Annotated in this window: 12 protein-coding genes and 11 tRNA genes; 3 read left to right on the top strand and 20 right to left on the bottom strand. The window is 52.6% G+C overall.

The window, feature by feature from the left end:
- Position 1: 1 nt before the first annotated feature.
- The 8 genes from hflK to KDD30_RS00480 all read right to left on the bottom strand — a co-directional run bounded on the left by hflK (position 2) and on the right by KDD30_RS00480 (position 9536).
- A complete protein-coding gene (hflK, locus tag KDD30_RS00515; protein WP_211646902.1) occupies positions 2-1159 on the bottom strand; it encodes an FtsH protease activity modulator HflK in 1158 nt (385 codons plus the stop codon).
- Positions 1160-1215: 56 nt separating this feature from the next.
- Positions 1216-2505 (bottom strand): ribosome rescue GTPase HflX, encoded by a 1290-nt coding sequence (gene hflX, locus KDD30_RS00510; RefSeq protein ID WP_211646901.1) that lies wholly within the window; start codon positions 2503-2505, stop codon positions 1216-1218.
- 25 nt (positions 2506-2530) lie between these two features.
- Positions 2531-2797 (bottom strand): RNA chaperone Hfq, encoded by a 267-nt coding sequence (gene hfq, locus KDD30_RS00505; protein ID WP_211646900.1) that lies wholly within the window; start codon positions 2795-2797, stop codon positions 2531-2533.
- An 86-nt stretch (positions 2798-2883) separates the two neighbouring features.
- Positions 2884-3819: a tRNA (adenosine(37)-N6)-dimethylallyltransferase MiaA gene (gene miaA, locus KDD30_RS00500; RefSeq protein ID WP_211646899.1), complete on the bottom strand. Its 936-nt coding sequence runs from the start codon at positions 3817-3819 to the stop codon at positions 2884-2886.
- Positions 3812-5836, bottom strand: coding sequence for a DNA mismatch repair endonuclease MutL (mutL, locus tag KDD30_RS00495; RefSeq protein ID WP_211646898.1), 2025 nt, complete (start codon positions 5834-5836; stop codon positions 3812-3814). Before mutL ends, miaA begins: the two co-directional genes overlap by 8 nt.
- A 13-nt stretch (positions 5837-5849) precedes the next feature.
- Positions 5850-7547 carry an N-acetylmuramoyl-L-alanine amidase gene (locus KDD30_RS00490; RefSeq protein WP_211646897.1) on the bottom strand — a complete coding sequence of 566 codons (1698 nt, stop codon included), beginning with the start codon at positions 7545-7547 and terminating at the stop codon, positions 5850-5852.
- Positions 7548-7551: 4 nt separating this feature from the next.
- Positions 7552-8016, bottom strand: coding sequence for a tRNA (adenosine(37)-N6)-threonylcarbamoyltransferase complex ATPase subunit type 1 TsaE (gene tsaE, locus KDD30_RS00485; protein ID WP_211646896.1), 465 nt, complete (start codon positions 8014-8016; stop codon positions 7552-7554).
- 14 nt (positions 8017-8030) lie between these two features.
- A complete protein-coding gene (locus tag KDD30_RS00480) occupies positions 8031-9536 on the bottom strand; it encodes an NAD(P)H-hydrate dehydratase (protein WP_211646895.1) in 1506 nt (501 codons plus the stop codon).
- Between the two features lie 171 nt (positions 9537-9707).
- Between KDD30_RS00480 and queG the strand changes: the two genes are divergently transcribed.
- Positions 9708-10841: a tRNA epoxyqueuosine(34) reductase QueG gene (gene queG, locus KDD30_RS00475; protein ID WP_211646894.1), complete on the top strand. Its 1134-nt coding sequence runs from the start codon at positions 9708-9710 to the stop codon at positions 10839-10841.
- A gap of 752 nt (positions 10842-11593) precedes the next feature.
- On the opposite strand, the gene KDD30_RS00470 is transcribed toward queG, so the two are convergent.
- The 12 genes from KDD30_RS00470 to orn all read right to left on the bottom strand — a co-directional run bounded on the left by KDD30_RS00470 (position 11594) and on the right by orn (position 14007).
- Positions 11594-11669 (bottom strand) — tRNA-Gly (locus KDD30_RS00470).
- Between the two features lie 167 nt (positions 11670-11836).
- Positions 11837-11912: transfer RNA gene (locus tag KDD30_RS00465), tRNA-Gly, on the bottom strand.
- A 39-nt stretch (positions 11913-11951) separates the two neighbouring features.
- Positions 11952-12027 (bottom strand) — tRNA-Gly (locus tag KDD30_RS00460).
- Between the two features lie 39 nt (positions 12028-12066).
- Positions 12067-12142, bottom strand: a tRNA-Gly gene (locus tag KDD30_RS00455).
- Between the two features lie 114 nt (positions 12143-12256).
- A tRNA-Met gene (locus tag KDD30_RS00450) sits at positions 12257-12333 on the bottom strand.
- 42 nt (positions 12334-12375) lie between these two features.
- Positions 12376-12451: transfer RNA gene (locus KDD30_RS00445), tRNA-Gly, on the bottom strand.
- Between the two features lie 140 nt (positions 12452-12591).
- A tRNA-Met gene (locus tag KDD30_RS00440) sits at positions 12592-12668 on the bottom strand.
- Between the two features lie 42 nt (positions 12669-12710).
- Positions 12711-12786: transfer RNA gene (locus KDD30_RS00435), tRNA-Gly, on the bottom strand.
- A 140-nt stretch (positions 12787-12926) separates the two neighbouring features.
- Positions 12927-13003 (bottom strand) — tRNA-Met (locus KDD30_RS00430).
- Positions 13004-13045: 42 nt separating this feature from the next.
- A tRNA-Gly gene (locus tag KDD30_RS00425) sits at positions 13046-13121 on the bottom strand.
- A gap of 133 nt (positions 13122-13254) precedes the next feature.
- Positions 13255-13331 (bottom strand) — tRNA-Met (locus tag KDD30_RS00420).
- A gap of 130 nt (positions 13332-13461) precedes the next feature.
- Positions 13462-14007 (bottom strand): oligoribonuclease, encoded by a 546-nt coding sequence (gene orn / locus KDD30_RS00415; RefSeq protein ID WP_211646893.1) that lies wholly within the window; start codon positions 14005-14007, stop codon positions 13462-13464.
- An 80-nt stretch (positions 14008-14087) separates the two neighbouring features.
- Here orn and rsgA point away from each other — a divergent pair, with 80 nt between their 5' ends.
- Complete coding sequence (rsgA, locus tag KDD30_RS00410) at positions 14088-15140, top strand: small ribosomal subunit biogenesis GTPase RsgA (RefSeq protein ID WP_211646892.1); 1053 nt, start codon at positions 14088-14090, stop codon at positions 15138-15140.
- A 143-nt stretch (positions 15141-15283) separates the two neighbouring features.
- The gene (asd, locus tag KDD30_RS00405) at positions 15284-16174 is read left to right on the top strand and encodes an archaetidylserine decarboxylase (protein ID WP_211646891.1); all 891 of its coding nucleotides are present in this window, start codon (positions 15284-15286) and stop codon (positions 16172-16174) included.
- The last annotated feature ends 10 nt before the right edge of the window (positions 16175-16184 follow it).

Raw genomic sequence — 16184 nt, 5'->3', positions numbered from 1 at the left:
ATTAATATCTCCCCTGACGACCAGTGTCAGCACGAGGTGCCACCGAAGATGACGATGCTTCTTCAGACTTTTCAAGCTCAATACCATAGGTGTTGGACGGCATTGTCTTCTTGCTACCCTGCTCAGTCTGATTCATCAGTTTATCCAGCGGCAGATAGAACAAGTTACCGCCACCCGCGTTTGAATCCACCATCACTTTGCTCGTGTTGCTGTAAACACGCTCCATAGTATCCAGATACAATCGCGTACGCGTGACATCTTTTGCAGCCTGATACTCTGGCAGGAGCTTCTCAAACTGAGCGACTTCACCCAGTGCACCATTAACGACACGCTCGGTGTACCCTTCAGCTTCTTTCTTCAAACGCTCAGCACGACCAGTTGCTTTTGGCAGAATGTCGTTGCTGTAAGCTTCCGCTTCACGGACAAAACGCTCTTCATCCTCTCGGGCAGCAATCGCATCATCAAATGCGTCTTTCACTGCTTCCGGCGGACGTGCCGACTGGAAGTTCACATCAACAACCAGGATCCCCATATCGTACTTATCGATAATTTTATCGATGTCCGTTTGAGTATTTGCACGAATGGTCTGACGGCCACGAGTCAATGCTTCATCCATGGTGGAATCACCAATCACCGCACGCAGTGCAGAATCCGTGGCCTGACGCAGACTGTCATCGGCGTTGGTCACGCTAAACAGATACTTTTGCGCATCCGAAACTTTATACTGAACTTCCATTTCAACTTTCAGCACGTTTTCGTCTTTTGTCAGCATCAGACCTGAGCTGCGCAGCGAGCGAATCGCCTGAACGTTCACGAGTTCAACATCATCAATGAAAGTCGGCTTCCAGTTCAGACCTGGATCAACCATCTCATAGAATTTTCCGAATCGCAGCACCACACCACGCTCGGCTTCGCCGACGGTGTAAAAACCAGAGAATCCCCAGATCGCAGCTGCGATCACAGCGATGACCCCTAAGCCGACAGCACCGCCGCCGCTAGAAGGTCCACGCTTGTTCCCAAAAATACCACCAAACTTACGACTCAGCTTCGCAAAGACTTCATCGAGATCAGGCGGCCCTTGATCACGGCCACCACGATTCTTGTTCCCCCAAGGGTCCTGATCGCGGCCACCGTTGTTTCCAGGCTCATTCCACGCCATTATAGAACTCCATCAATATGATATGACGACAGTTTTTTTATTACTCTAGCAGTCCATCAGGCCAGGATAAAGTCATCCAGCCCCTGCTCCTCTCTTTTTTGCAGCCGTGCCCACTCTGCCAGCGGCAAACGCACATCCAGAATCAGACAGCCATCTTGCTCATACTCTTCACGGACAATCGCACCTAATTGGTAAAACTTACTGCGAAACCGCCCGCTGACCGCAGGCGGTAAACGCAATGTATGCGTTACCATGGTGCCGGCCAGACGCTCCGTCAATGCCGTAAAGAGCAAGTCGATCCCCAATCCATCACGGGCAGATACCCAAACCCTGCGCGGAATGCCATCCTCGTCACGTTCAATCCGTGGCTCGGCGTTTTCCAGATTATCGATCTTATTCATGACGACCAGCATCGGTACATCATGGGCATCAATTTCTTCCAGGACAGTGTTGACCGCATCGATATTCTCGCGGTAACGCTCGTCACTGGCATCCACAACATGCAAGAGCAGCGTGGCTTCCTGTGTTTCCTTCAATGTGGCCTTAAAGGCAGCCACCAGATCATGCGGCAGGTGGCGGATAAAGCCCACCGTATCTGCCAGAATGCTGGTGCCGACATCGTCCACTTCGATTTTACGCAGGGTCGGATCCAAGGTCGCAAACAGTTGATCCGCGGCATAAACCCCGGCATCGGTCACCCGGTTAAACAGGGTCGATTTCCCGGCGTTGGTATACCCCACCAGAGACAAGGTCGGAATTTCCGCCCGGTTTCTGGCCCGACGCCCCTGATCACGTTGCTTGGAGACTTTGTCCAGCCGACGCAATATCGATTTAATTCGTTCACGCAGTAAACGGCGGTCCGTTTCCAACTGAGTTTCACCCGGGCCACGCAAACCTATCCCGCCTTTCTGACGCTCAAGGTGGGTCCAGCCGCGGATCAATCGGGTAGAAATATGACGTAACTGTGCCAGCTCGACCTGCAACTTACCTTCGTGAGTGCGTGCGCGCTGAGCAAAGATGTCCAGAATCAATCCGGTTCTGTCCAGAACACGGCATTTGCACAGCCGTTCCAGGTTTCGCTCCTGGGCTGGCGAGAGTGAATGGTTGAAAATCACGATCTCAGCGTTCTCCGCTCTGACCGCATCGGCAATTTCCTGTGCTTTACCTTCTCCCACGTAATACTTAGGGTGGGGAGCCTGTCGGCTGCCTGTAATCACACGCAGCGTGTTGACTCCCGCCGAGGAGACCAGCATTTCAAACTCGCTGAGATCTTCCCACTCCCCTTCTTGCGTGAAGTTGATATGAACAAGAATTGCCTGTTCACCGGCTTCATAACGGTCAAACAAGCAATCAACTCCTTATCGAAGAATCTTATTCTTCTGTTTTTTCCTGGCCACGTTCTGGGGACTGACGATCACCGGAATGGTGATGGTTGACCGGACGAGCCGGCACAACAGTCGAGATCGCGTGCTTATAGACCATCTGGTTGACCGTGTTTTTCAGCAGGATCACGAACTGGTCAAATGACTCAATCTGGCCCTGGAGCTTAATACCATTGACCAAGTAAATAGAAACCGGGATTCTTTCACGACGCAGCGCATTCAAAAACGGGTCTTGTAGAGATTGCCCCTTAGCCATTCTTTCTTTTCCTTATTTGATTGTAGTTGTATGTTTCAATGAACAAAATTAACAATACGCAAAGCAGAGATGAGTATACACGTTAATCAAACCTCACGGCTAACGGAGTTTGTGACTGTTTGTAACGCTTTCTCTACATCACTGCTATCCAACCAGGTCAAATCTTTCCAGCTGCGAAGCCAGGTAATTTGACGCTTGGCTAACTGACGAGTTGCACAGATACCACGATAAATCGCATCATCAATCGTGCAGTTCCCATCAAAGTAATCCCACATCTGGCGGTATCCAACACAGCGAACTGACGGAAGATCCGGATGCAGATCCCCACGCTCATACAGTGCTCGAACTTCCTGTTCAAAGCCTGCGATGATCATTTTGTCAAACCGCTGCTCGATCCGTTGATGCAAGATAGCCCTATCCTTGGGTGTTATCGCAAATTGGTGAACCTGATAAGGTAATGTTTCCCCCTGCGTTTGGGTCAACTCAGTTAAAGTTTTACCTGAAATTCGGAAAACTTCCAATGCCCGTGACAGCCGTTGGGGATCATTTGGATGGATCCGTGTCGCAGAGACAGGATCTATCTGTTGCAATTCTTCATGCAGAGCCTGCCATCCCCGTGATTTCGCCTCCTGCTCAATCTCAGCACGAATGGTCGGATCTGCCTGAGGTAATGGTGAAAGTCCTTCCAGCAACGCTTTGTAATAGAGCATTGTGCCGCCCACCAATAGAGGAATGCGACCAGCCTGAACAATATCTGCCATTTCTTTGAGTGCATCAGCACGAAAATCGGCGGCTGAATAACTTTCTGCCGGATCCAGAATATTGATCAACCGATGTGGAGCTTGTGACAGCTCGGCAGCATCCGGTTTCGCCGTACCGATATCCATATCACGGTAGATCAGCGCCGAGTCGACACTGATGATCTCAACGGGCAGTTGCTGCCGCAGGCGAATCGCCAGATCGGTTTTACCTGAGGCCGTCGGCCCCATCAGAAAAATGGCCTGAGGAAGAGGTTTAGTCATGATGAAATGCTTCTAAAGCCGGCTGCAGGTCAACCGGACGCAGCAACCGGGAGTAATAAGTTTCCAGGGCAGGGCCCCAAAGCTGTTCCAGCTCACCCAACAGGCTGATGGCCTGAGACAGTGTGAAGCGCGTGAGTTCCGCAGCCAGCTGACCCGACAACCAGTCAAGCAGCGGTTCCCAGGATTCATCTTCACTGAGCTGGTCACTGGCTTCTGCCAGCTTTTCGAGTCTTCCAAGTATCGCCGGGATCAGGATCTGCAGATTTTGCTGTCGCAGTGGCTGACTGACGGCCAGAATCACCAGCTTATCCTGCCCTTTACTGCGCAACTGGATCCCCAGTTTTTGCAGTACCTCCCGGTGCTGTTCAGCGACCTGAAGTTGCGCCTGCGCAGCCGGAATCGCCAACGGGATCAGCAAAGGCTGGGGTTTCAGCCCGTCCTGACGGGCAAATCGCAGCTGGCCTTTCGCCCGGAGACGCTCCGCTTCCGGCAGAGACAGCAAAGCCACCCCGTCACCAAAACTGAGGAGTAAATACTGGTCTGCAACCACGGTCAGTGCTTTTCCCAACGCCTGGACAGGCTGCTTGAACACTGGTGTCCTTGGTTTGGGCGACGGTGTGTCTCGCCAGGTGTTCATACTTGCTTCGGGCTGCGGTGAATGACTTGGCGCGCTTTCTTCCGGTGTCTGCATCAGTGACTGATACGCAGCCACCTCCGCTTTGGAAGGTGAATCATGGCCAAAGGCGCGGGAAGATGGCATCCGGCTGTTTGATTGTGTCCGACACGCAGTACTGACGGGGATGTCCCCCGTTTCCCGGCGACTTGTTGGCTGAGGTGCAGGCGATGGCTCAGGTGCATCCTGAGCCAGCCAATCCTGAGCGGGTGCCTGTCGGGGGTAAGCTGGTGTGTTGGCAATGGCTTCCGAGGCCGTGCGCGTCTCAGGGGCCGGTTCACGCACCTGATAAGCGGCACTGGCCGAGGCCCGTTCCGGCGCTGCATAGCGTTGCGCGTCACTGGCTTCACTTTGCTGTAACGCACTCTGGACACCCTGATAAATAAAATCATGGACCAGACGGGCCTGATGAAACCGAACTTCGTGTTTGGCCGGGTGCACATTCACATCGACCTGATGGGGATCAATATCGATATAAAGTACATAAGCAGCATACTGCTCTGATGGCAATGCACCTTCAAAGGCCTGACGGATCGCATGATTAATCAGCTTATCCTTCATCATCCGGCCGTTGACATAGCAGTACTGAATATCGTTCTGAGCCCGTGCTCCCTGAGGTGTACAGACCCAGCCAGACAGCCGCAGCTCACCATGACTCAATTCCAGTGACATGGCATGCTGCAAAAAGCCCTGCCCGCATACCGCAGCCACACGGCGTTCCTGCTGAGCCTGAGTTTCTGCGGCCCGGTACTGTCGGATCAGCTTGCCGTTATGGCGCAGCAAAATACTGACATCAAACCGACTTAAGGCGATGCGTTTGAGTAACTCATCAATATGAGCGAACTCGGTTTTTTCTGTGCGTAAGAATTTCCGACGGGCTGGGGTGTTGAAAAACAGATCCAAGACTTCAAGCGTCGTCCCCACCGGATGTGCCGCGGGTTTGAGCTGTACCTGCATATCCCGGCCTTCAGCATACGCAGACCAGGCTTCCTGCTGCGATGCCGTTTTGGATGTCAGCGTCAGGCGGGAAACAGAGCTGATACTGGCGAGCGCTTCACCCCGAAACCCCAGACTGGCAATGGCTTCCAAATCATCCAGCGTCGCAATTTTTGAGGTGGCATGACGGCTAAGCGCCAGTTCCAGTTCATCTTTCGCGATGCCCTGACCATTATCCCGGATCCGGATCGTCTGGCTGCCACCTTTGTCGATGTCGATTTCAATTTTAGTTGCCCCGGCATCCAGACTGTTTTCCACCAGCTCTTTCACCACGGAGGCAGGACGCTCCACGACTTCACCGGCGGCAATCTGGTTCGCAAGCCTGGCGGGTAATATCTGAATCGGCATAATCGCTCTGCAACTAACTGCTAGGAATTTTGAGTTTCTGGCCGACGGCCAGTGTATCTGAGCGTAGCTGATTTGCATCTCGGATACTACTGACGCTGACCCCGTAATGGGAGGCAATCTTACCGAGGAACTCCCCCCGGCGAACGGTATGCTCAACCATTTTGCGCTCTACCGGGATTTTCAGTTTCTGACCAATCGCCAGTTCATCTGACCTGAGCTGATTAGCCTGACGAATGGTCCCGACAGATACCTGATACTGGCCGGCAATCTTACCCAAAAATTCACCGCGCTGCACGGTATGCACAACATTGCGTTTCAGGATAGACGTCACAGCGCCCCCACTCCCGGCTGGCGCACTGTTACCCGCTGGGATTCGCAGCACCTGACCCACTTTCACAACATTGGAACTCAGTTGGTTCATCCCGCGAATCGCCTCGACCGTGGTCCGGTATTTATCCGCAATCACACTCAGGGATTCCCCACTGGCAACTTTATGCCGAATCCCGTGTTTGCGTGCGGCAAATAAGGTTCCTTCCGGCGGCTTCTCATTGAAATAAGCCAGGATTCCTTTGTAAACCGCGTCCGAAATCTTGTTCTGATGGCTCAGATTGTTCAGCAAACGTTCTTCTCTCGGATTCGTGATAAAGCCGGTTTCGACCAGCAGTGACGGGATATCTGGCGACTTAAGGACCGCCAGACTGGCGTGCTCAGGTTTCGATTTGTGCAATTTCGTCACTTTGGCTAACTCGCCCAGCACACGGCTCGCAACATCATAGCCTTCTTTCTGGGAATGACTGAACTGCAGATCCAGCACGGCCATACTCAGGTACTGATCATCCTGCCCGCCGGACAAGACATCACCGCCGCCCAGCAACTCAGACTGCTTCTCGTGCTGCTCCAGCCAGCGACCAATTTCAGTATTGGCACGACGGGTGTTGAGCACCCAGACCGACGCGCCCTGCGGCTGCGGCTTATGGAAACCGTCTGCGTGAATGGATACCAGCAAATGAGCTTTATTCTTACGGGCAATCTCAGACCGTTTGTTGAGATTGACGAAATAGTCTCCCCGACGGGTCATCACCGCTTTCATACCCGGCGTCGCGTTGATCCGAGCGGCCACTTTCTTGGCAATGGTCAGCGTGACATTTTTTTCGTATTTACGGGTCGGACCGATCGATCCCGGATCCTCACCGCCATGTCCGGCGTCGATCGCCACGATGATATCGTCATTGCCATAAGGCATATGGATGCTGTTGACAGGTTTCGACGGTGATTTCGTTTCAGAAACCGCTGGCTTTTCCGGCTTTCCGGCATGCGGCAGATCGACCACCAATCGGTGACTGTAATGGCCATCCGGAGTGGGCGCCAGTTTAAATATGTTCGGAGACGTGCCGGTTTTAGTCTCCAGCACCAGCCGGTAAGTACCGCTCTCCGGTGCGCTGCTGCTGCGGATTTTTGTCAGTACGTCGCTATCCTTCACCACAACAGGCAGCGAGGCTTTCAGTGATGTCTGTTTTAAGTCGACGACCAAACGATTGGGTTTGGTCAGCGTGAAATAGGTGAAAGTCGGTTCTTCCTCCATGTCCAACACGACCCGGGTTTCATCCGGGGCTGGCCAGACACGAATCCCTTCTAATTGATTCGCCAGAACGGATCCACTGCTTACCCCGGCCAACCAAACCAATAAAGAAAAACTTCTGCGCCACCCCATTGAATCAACTCTGCTCCAGTGTCTGAATTAACGCCATGCCGTAACCATTATTGGCTGTCACTTCCACCTCACGGTGTTCATCCACGTAACGGAACTCAAGATCCAGATCCGGTGATGGCAGCAGCCCGGTCCCTTTTTCCGGCCATTCCACCAGACAGATGGCATCCGGGGTGAAATAATCACGAATCCCCATAAATTCCAGCTCTTCCGGATCAGCCAGCCGATACAGGTCAAAGTGGTATACTTGCCAGGGCGGCAGTTCATAGGGTTCTACCAGCGTATACGTCGGGCTTTTCACATTACCCTGATGGCCAAGCGCCCGGATAAAACCGCGGCAAAATGTGGTTTTGCCTGCACCCAGATCGCCGTGCAGGTAGATGGTGGTCTGACGCTCACAAGCCTGCGCCAATTGTTGACCAAAATTCACGGTTGCCGCTTCATCGGCCAACACAAGTTTCAATGTCTGCATTGTTGTCGTTGTCTTTATCTTAGATTTATCAATTGTCGAATATACGCAAAGAGGTCGCTTGCCAGCAAGCCCCGCTCTCCGGCTTCGGCAGCCAGATCAGCCGCGCGGCTGTGAATCCATACGCCAGCCCGCGCAGCCTCAGACAGCGTCAGCCCCTGTGAGCGCAAGCCACCAATAAGTCCGGCCAGCACATCTCCCATCCCGCCGGTGGCCATCCCCGGATTTCCAGCCAGACACACGAAATGCTGCTGACCATCATTAATCAGGGTTCCAGCCCCTTTGAGCACAACCACACCGCCATAACGGCGCTGCAGGCTTGCCACCGCCTCAAATCGATCAGCTTCAATATCAGCCACACTCAGCCCAAGTAAGTGCGCAGCTTCTCCTGGATGAGGCGTCAGAATTCTGTTGTCTTTATAGTCAGGCGACCGGGCCAATAAGTTCAATCCATCCGCATCCAGAACCAGCGATTGATCGTCTCTTAACCGCTTGAGATGGTCAAAGAGTGCGCTGCCCCACGAATTTTGCCCCAGTCCGGGCCCCATCACAATCACATCTGCCCAGTTCAATCTTGAGGTCAGCCTCTGTTCTGCGTCGGGACATCCGGATTGCCAGCTTTGGGTCATTATCTCAGGTCTGGCGGCCAGGATTGCCAATACATTGTCAGCATGTGTTACCGCCGCTGTCAGGCCTGCGCCACTTCTGGCACTGGCTTCTGCGGCCAGACGAATTGCGCCGCCCATGCCCTGCTCGCCTCCCAGACATAGGACGCGACCGAAATTGCCTTTATGTGCGACCTTCGATCGGGGCGGCAGCCAGTTCAACATATCCTGCGGATCAATCCGCAACGCTGTCGGCGGCTCAATCTGCATCAGCGTTTCAGCCACGCCGAGTCCAGCATACCTCAGCTCTCCCCGATATTGCGCAGCCTGTCCGGTCAGCAGCCCTTGTTTCATCCCGATAAAAGTGACCGTTTGACGAGCGTGCACCGTCTCCCCCAGGCAGCGCCCGGTATCGGCACAAAGGCCCGATGGAATATCTACCGCCACCACAGGCTTACCGGCGGCATTGATTGTGGTGATCAGCGCGGCAGCATCAGGCCGGACCGCTCCTGTCAGACCCGTACCGAGAACGGCATCAAGAATGACTTCTGATGACTCGGGTATCTGCACTTCTGGAGACTCAATCCGACCACCGCAGGCCAACCAGGCATCGCGGGCGGCGGCAGCATCGCCTTTCAGATTCTCTGCATCGCCCAATTGCCAGAGCACCACATCCATCCCGTGCAATTTCGCCAGCCGGGCGACAATATAGCCGTCTCCCCCGTTATTGCCTCCGCCACAGCACACGCACAGAGACTTTAAAGCAGGATACTTTTCCCGGATCACTTCAAACACAGCCGCACCGGCACTTTCCATTAACCGGTACATCGGCCAGCCCAGCCGTCGGGCAGCGATCTGCTCTCCCTGACGGACCTGTACTGCACGATAAGCAACAGTGGGTAAAGCGTTCTGCGTCATGACCTGTGGTTTTCCGCTCGTCAACAGTTGTGGCATATACTCTAAAATAGTGCCGAAAAGCGCAGAAAGTCACAACGACCCTTACATTATTTTTCACTACAACAGGTTATTTTTCCCAGTCTGAACTGTGCTACACTCCGGCCCCCGATTTATCCATCAAGCGGCTGTGCCATGACCATCGACTATCATCAACTCGCACAAGACATCAAACACTGGGGAAAAGACCTTGGTTTTCAGCATGTCGGGATCTGCGATGTGGATTTGTCGAAGCATGAGGCACAACTGCAGCGCTGGCTGGACGCCGGTTACCACGGTGAAATGGACTGGATGGCCCGCCACGGCATGATGCGAGCCCGCCCGGCTGAATTACTGCCGGGAACTATCCGGGTGATTAGTGTGCGGATGAATTACCTGCCGCCTGAGGCCGGTTTTGCCCAAACACTGAAGCAACCGCAAAAGGCGTACATCAGCCGCTATGCACTTGGCCGGGATTACCACAAACTGGTTCGTAATCGCCTCAAGCAACTGGGTCAGAAAATTGAACAGGCCGTCGGCCCCTTTGGGTATCGCCCATTTGTCGATTCTGCCCCGATCCTGGAGCGCCCACTGGCAGAGAAAGCAGGTCTGGGATGGACAGGCAAACATTCGCTGATTCTCAATGAAACGGCAGGGTCCTGGTTTTTTCTGGGTGAACTGCTGATTGATTTACCTTTACCGGTCGACAGCCCGGTTTCAAACCAATGCGGCAAGTGTGTCGCCTGCATGACCAGTTGTCCGACACAAGCGATTGTAGCGGAAGGCGTCATTGATGCCCGTCGCTGCATCTCCTATCTCACCATTGAACTTGATGGCCCGATTCCTGAAGCGTTTCGCGAAGCCATCGGCAACCGGATCTATGGCTGCGACGATTGCCAGCTGGTGTGCCCATTCAATCGCGAATCAGATATCACAGAAGAGCAGGATTACCATTGCCGGCCGCAGCTTTATCAACAAGATCTGCTGACGCTCTTTCAATGGGACGAAGCGACCTTCCTGAAAAATACGGAAGGATCCCCCATCCGGCGGATTGGCCACCTGAAATGGTTACGCAACCTCAGCGTTGCCATTGGCAATGCCCCCTATGACCCCGCTTTACTGGACGCCCTGATCTCACGCCAGGGGCAAGATGCCATGCTGGATGAGCACCTGGACTGGGCTATCGCACAGCAAATGACAAAACGCGAAGCCGCAGCAGTTGAAGTGCTGCCAACCAAAACCAAGCGCCTGATTCGGATTGTCGAAAAAGGTCTGCCCCGCGACGCCTGACATTCACTCCCAGCGGCCCGGGTTCAGCCTCAGGGAGAGTCACGGGCTACAAAACGCGATCCTGATCAGCTTTTCTTGTATGTGGAAAAAAATTTCAATTGCACCAATTTGGTTCTGAACAGTGGTTATTAAACACAAGCCGCAAGGGATCTCTAAAATAATGTTATTCACGATGATCACTATATGATCAGGCTGTTTACAACTTTAGAGGATAGACAATTAAACCAATAAAAAACAACCACTTGCAGAAATAGAGAAAATGTTACAATCAGTGAATTGTGGGGATATCTTTAGAAACACACAGAGTTATACACAAGCAGACAACACATGTCATCAACCAACTTATCCACATGGCATGATATGTGGATAAGTCTGTGCATCATGTTATGCAACGAAACAGATTAGACCGGTTCTCTCAGAGAAACTTGCAGTTCAACAAGAGTCACCATGTTTGGAAGATGATGTGCAACAAAGCACAAGTGTAGCTCAAATTTCTACACTACAACTTTGATTGTCATCATTGATGGTCGCCAATACTTCTCAGTATGGGAATACAGAGCATCTTATTCTCAGACAAAAAAACAACCTGACGGCTGTTTCTCTGATTTGGGATGATGTGATATTGCTCATAGAGCTGAGGCGGCTGGGACTTCGTCCTGTTGAACCTCACGAGGCAAAGTTCAACTGGCCTCTCAGATGATTACTTCACAGTAATGCTTTGATCTTCAGAATTCTGCTTCGAATCTGGAATTTGGAGCGACACACGAGGTTCGAACTCGTGACCTCAACCTTGGCAAGGTTGCGCTCTACCAACTGAGCTAGTGTCGCATCTTATTTCATCGTTCAGCACGGTGACAGCTTTGAATCTGGAGCGACACACGAGGTTCCTGATCTTCGAGGAGACAGCGTGACCTCAACCTTGGCAAGCTGCGCTTGACCAACTGAGTGAGTGTCGCATCTTGTTTCATCGTTCAACACGGTGACAGCTTTGAATCTGGAGCGACACACGAGGTTCGAACTCGTGACCTCAACCTTGGCAAGGTTGCGCTCTACCAACTGAGCTAGTGTCGCATCTTATTTCATCGTTCAGCACGATGACAGCTTTGAATCTGGAGCGACACACGAGGTTCGAACTCGTGACCTCAACCTTGGCAAGGTTGCGCTCTACCAACTGAGCTAGTGTCGCATCTTATTTCATCGTTCAGCACGATGACAGCTTTGAATCTGGAGCGACACACGAGGTTCGAACTCGTGACCTCAACCTTGGCAAGGTTGCGCTCTACCAACTGAGCTAGTGTCGCATAAATTTCTTAAAAAGAAAATTGGTGCGGGGGCCGGATTTGATCCGGGCGGCGCATCCGTCGACGGCCTGAGGGTTATGACATTGCAAACACCCAAACTATCGTAAAATTCGTTGGTTGCGGGGGCCGGATTTGAACCGACGACCTTCGGGTTATGAGCCCGACGAGCTACCAAGCTGCTCCACCCCGCGTCCGAATTGTTTCACCGTTCAGCACGATGACAGCTTTGAAACTGGAGCGACACACGAGGTTCGAACTCGTGACCTCAACCTTGGCAAGGTTGCGCTCTACCAACTGAGCTAGTGTCGCATGGACATGCCTGAGTCTTGGCCAACTCAAACTGTCGTAAAATTCGTTGGTTGCGGAGGCCGGATTTGATCCGGGCGGCGCATCCGTCGACGGCCTGAGGGTTATGACACTGCAAACACCCAAACTATCGTAAAATTCGTTGGTTGCGGGGGCCGGATTTGAACCGACGACCTTCGGGTTATGAGCCCGACGAGCTACCAAGCTGCTCCACCCCGCGTCCGAATTGTTTCACCGTTTAGCACGATGACAGCTTTGAAACTGGAGCGACACACGAGGTTCGAACTCGTGACCTCAACCTTGGCAAGGTTGCGCTCTACCAACTGAGCTAGTGTCGCATGGACATGCCTGAGTCTTGGCCAACTCAAACTGTCGTAAAATTCGTTGGTTGCGGAGGCCGGATTTGATCCGGGCGGCGCATCCGTCGACGGCCTGAGGGTTATGACATTGCAAACACCCAAACTATCGTAAAATTCGTTGGTTGCGGGGGCCGGATTTGAACCGACGACCTTCGGGTTATGAGCCCGACGAGCTACCAAGCTGCTCCACCCCGCGTCCGAATTGTTTCACCGTTTAGCACGATGACAGCTTTAAAACTGGAGCGACACACGAGGTTCGAACTCGTGACCTCAACCTTGGCAAGGTTGCGCTCTACCAACTGAGCTAGTGTCGCATGTCGATCATTCGATTTGAATCGAATCATCTGAATTCGTTGGTTGCGGAGGCCGGATTTGATCCGGGCGGCGCATCCGTCGACGGCCTGAGGGTTATGACATTGCAAACACCCAAACTATCGTAAAATTCGTTGGTTGCGGGGGCCGGATTTGAACCGACGACCTTCGGGTTATGAGCCCGACGAGCTACCAAGCTGCTCCACCCCGCGTCCGAAAACACTGAAAAGCAAACTAAAACATTATTGCCTTTCGAGGCTGCGCATTATACGAGGAAAAAAGGCGGATGCAATAGTTCTGAAAAAAAATCTCCGCCTTTCAGCTTAAGCGTTCATTAAAACATCAAATCTTAAAGATTTGTTCACGATAAAAACGCAGTTCAGCAATCGAATCCCGGATATCATCCAGTGCCAGATGGCTTCCCTTTTTGTGAAGGCCATCCAAAATTTCAGGTTTCCAGCGACGCGTCAGCTCTTTCAGGGTGCTGACATCCAGATAGCGGTAATGGAAATAAGATTCCAGTTCAGGCATATAACGATATAAGAAACGACGATCCTGACCAATGCTGTTACCACAGATTGGGGATTTGCCCTTCGGGACCCACTGTTCCAGAAACGCGATCGTCTGACGAACGGCTTCCTGTTCATTGATCTGACTTTGTTCTACCCGTGCAATCAGGCCACTGTTCGTATGGGTATTGGTGCACCAGTCATCCATTTTTGCCAGTTCTTCCGGTGGCTGATGAATGGCCAGCACCGGTCCTTCAGCCAGAATATTCAGCTGAGCGTCGGTAACAATGGTCGCAATTTCAATGATTTTGTGAGTCTCGGGATCCAGACCTGTCATTTCCAGATCGATCCAAATCAGGTTCTGATCGCTGATTGTCATTGGAAGTTGCCTATTTGATGACTAAAGCATGTATCATACTTAGCCTGAAATGAAAGCCAACCAAACTGAACGATATTCTTGTGGCAAAAAAGAAAAAGCTGACTAAAGGTCAGAGCCGGCGTGTCCGCTCTAATCAAAATAAGCGCCTCAACCGTGGCGCAGAAGAAGTCCAGTGGGATGAAGCCCTGCTGGAGAATGCCCGTGAAGGTCTTGTGATTACGCGTTTCGGCCAGCACGCCGATATTGAAGATCCACAAACCGGGGACATTCACCGCTGTAACCTGCGTCGCAGCATTCAGAGCCTGGTCTCTGGGGATCGGGTTGTCTGGCGGCCGGGCGTCGAAACACTCCAGGGCATTGCAGGTGTCGTCGAGGCGGTGCATGAACGCACGTCCGTTTTGACACGGCCAGACTATTACGACGGTGTGAAGCCGGTGGCGGCAAACGTGGATCGAATTATCATCGTTTCTTCTGTGTTGCCGGAACTGTCACTCAACATTATTGACCGCTACCTGGTGGCTTCAGAGACAGTAGATATCGAGCCCCTGATCGTCCTCAATAAAGTCGATCTGCTGGATGACGCAAGCCGCACCCAGGTTGAGGAAACACTCGCACTTTACCGTGCCATTGGATACGAAGTACGTTACGTCAGTACTGTGACCGGAGAAGGCCTGGATGCCCTGAAAGCCGATTTAAAAGGTCATATCAGTATCTTCGCCGGACAATCCGGTGTCGGTAAATCCAGTCTGGTGAATGCATTGATGCCAGAAGTTGAGGCAGAGATCGGTGCTGTGTCGGAGAACTCCGGACTGGGTCAGCACACCACCACAGCGGCAAGGCTCTATCATTTTGCCGAAGGCGGCGATTTGATCGATTCCCCGGGTGTGCGCGAATTTGGTCTCTGGCATCTGGAGCCGGAACAAGTGACCAAAGCATTTGTCGAATTCCGTGATTATCTCGGTGGCTGTAAATTCCGTGACTGTAAACACAAAGACGATCCCGGCTGCCTGCTGCGTGAAGCGCTGGCTGAAGGCAAGATCAGTCAGACACGCTTTGACAGCTACCATAAAATCATCGACAGCATGTCGGAAAACGTCGCAAACCGTCAGTTTTCCCGGAACAAGCAAAATTAAGCCGTGACTTTGCGAGCTGGCTTCCTCTTCCGGCAGCACTGCCTGACTTCACCAACGAAGTCGGGTAAAATTCGCTGCCCGGGTCAGCGTCGCATCAAGTGACAGACCAAGCAATTGATTTATCACACATTTGGAATCTTATTGTGAGCGATAACCTGAAAATTGGCCTGCAATATTGCGCGCCGAAACATGCCCTGACCCGTCTGGCAGGCAAGTTAGCTGATTTGAAAGGCGGCTTTGTAACCACCGCGGTCATCCGCTGGTTTATCAACCGCTATAAAGTCGATATGTCTGAGGCCCGAAATGAAGATCCGGGTGCCTACGCGACTTTCAACGACTTTTTCGTGCGCGAGCTGAAGCAAGACGCACGTCCCCTGAATACGGAAGCTGATGTCTTTTGTCATCCGGCTGATGCCTGTGTCAGCCAATTGGGGCCGATTGAAAAAGGCCAGTTAATTCAGGCGAAAGGACACACTTACGAAGCGGTTGAATTGCTGGGTGGCGATCAGACGCTGGCTGATGAGTTCGCCGAAGGAGACTTCGCAACCTTGTATCTGTCGCCACGCGACTACCACCGAGTCCATATGCCTTGTGACGGAACACTGCGTCAGATGATTTATGTTCCGGGCGATCTGTTCTCGGTCAACCCGCTGACCGCAGAGAACGTGCCGAACCTGTTTGCCCGCAATGAGCGCGTGGTCTGTATCTTTGATACTGAGTTCGGTCCGGTGGCTCAGGTGTTGGTCGGCGCGACCATTGTTGGCAGTATCGAAACTGTCTGGGCTGGCACCATTACCCCACCGCGTGGTCCGGTTGTCCGTCGCTGGGATTATCCGGCGGAAGGCGAGCAAGCCATTACCCTGAAAAAAGGGGAAGAGATGGGCCGCTTCAAGCTGGGTTCCACCGTCATCAACCTGTTCCCGAAAGGCATGGTGAATTTCGAGCCAGTTCTGGCGCCGAATGTTCCAACCCGGATGGGTGAAGCCTATGCCCGCTTGCAATCGCCTGTGGCGACGGAAGCAAACGACGCATAAGTCGGACAAT

It is taken from the genome of Photobacterium sp. GJ3 (assembly GCF_018199995.1).
Taxonomy (GTDB): Bacteria; Pseudomonadota; Gammaproteobacteria; order Enterobacterales; family Vibrionaceae; genus Photobacterium.
This window is presented reverse-complemented; position numbering and strand designations above follow the sequence as displayed.